General features: G+C 57.9%; 1 protein-coding gene. It reads right to left on the minus strand.

Annotation, left to right across the window (positions count from 1 at the left end; translation table 11 throughout):
* Window positions 1–186 precede the first annotated feature (186 nt).
* On the minus strand, window positions 187–1,044 hold an 858-nt coding region (locus tag H7847_RS26605; RefSeq protein WP_227272744.1), incomplete at its 5' end, for an IS3 family transposase.

Below are 1,044 nucleotides of genomic sequence, written 5' to 3' on the forward strand. Positions count from 1 at the left end.
TGACCTGCTGCCCGAAAGCTGGATCGATCAGAGCTGGAATTTTCCATTTATGATCCCGCGTGCGGGAGAAGGAGAGTTCTATGAAGAAGAGTAAATTCATGGAGGCGCAGAGAGCGTTTGTGCTGAAGCAGGTTGAAGATGGCACCATGAACCGCGCCGGGTTTGCCGGAGGCTGATTTATCTTAGTTACGCGGCCATGTCTGATCTTCCCAGAGCCGCGTAGAATTTTGCTTCGGTCTCTGCTGGCGGGATATTCCCGATGGGTTCCAGCAGGCGGCGGTTGCTGAACCAATCCACCCATTCGAGCGTGGCGTATTCCACGGCGTCGAAGCTGCGCCATGGGCCTCGGCGGTGGATGACCTCGGCTTTGAACAGGCCGTTGATCGTCTCTGCCAAAGCGTTGTCATACGAGTCACCTACGCTGCCCACAGAGGGTTCGATCCCAGCCTCGGCCAACCGTTCGGTGTATCGAATGGACAGGTATTGCGATCCGCGATCGGAATGATGCACCAAACCAGCCCCGGGCTGTCGCTGGTGAACGGCCTGTTCCAGTGCATCCAGGACGAACCCGGCGTGGGCCGTCCGGCTGACCCGCCACCCCACGATACGGCGCGCAAAAGCGTCGATAACAAAGGCCACATACACAAAGCCCTGCCATGTTGCGACATAGGTGAAATCGCTGACCCAGAGGACATTCGGCGCAGAGGCCTTGAACTGGCGGTTCACCTTGTCCAGCGGGCATGGCGGGGACTTGCTCGGGATGGTCGTTCGAGCCTTCTTGCCACGAATGACACCTTCGATCCCAATGTCCTTCATCAATCGGGCAACGGTACAGCGGGCAATGTCAAAGCCTTCCCGTTTCATTTGATGCCACACCTTCCGAACGCCATAGACCTTGTAGTTCTGTTCCCAAACCCGCTCGATCTCTGGCCGCAACGCCTTGTCCCGCTTCGCCCGATCCGACAGCAAGTCAGGGTTCGCTCGTTTGGCCAGGTGATCGTAGAACGTGGATGGGGCAATCGGCAGGTGTTTGCAGATCGGCTC

Source organism: Roseobacter weihaiensis, assembly GCF_020622345.1.
GTDB classification, from domain to species: domain Bacteria; phylum Pseudomonadota; class Alphaproteobacteria; order Rhodobacterales; family Rhodobacteraceae; genus Roseobacter; species Roseobacter weihaiensis.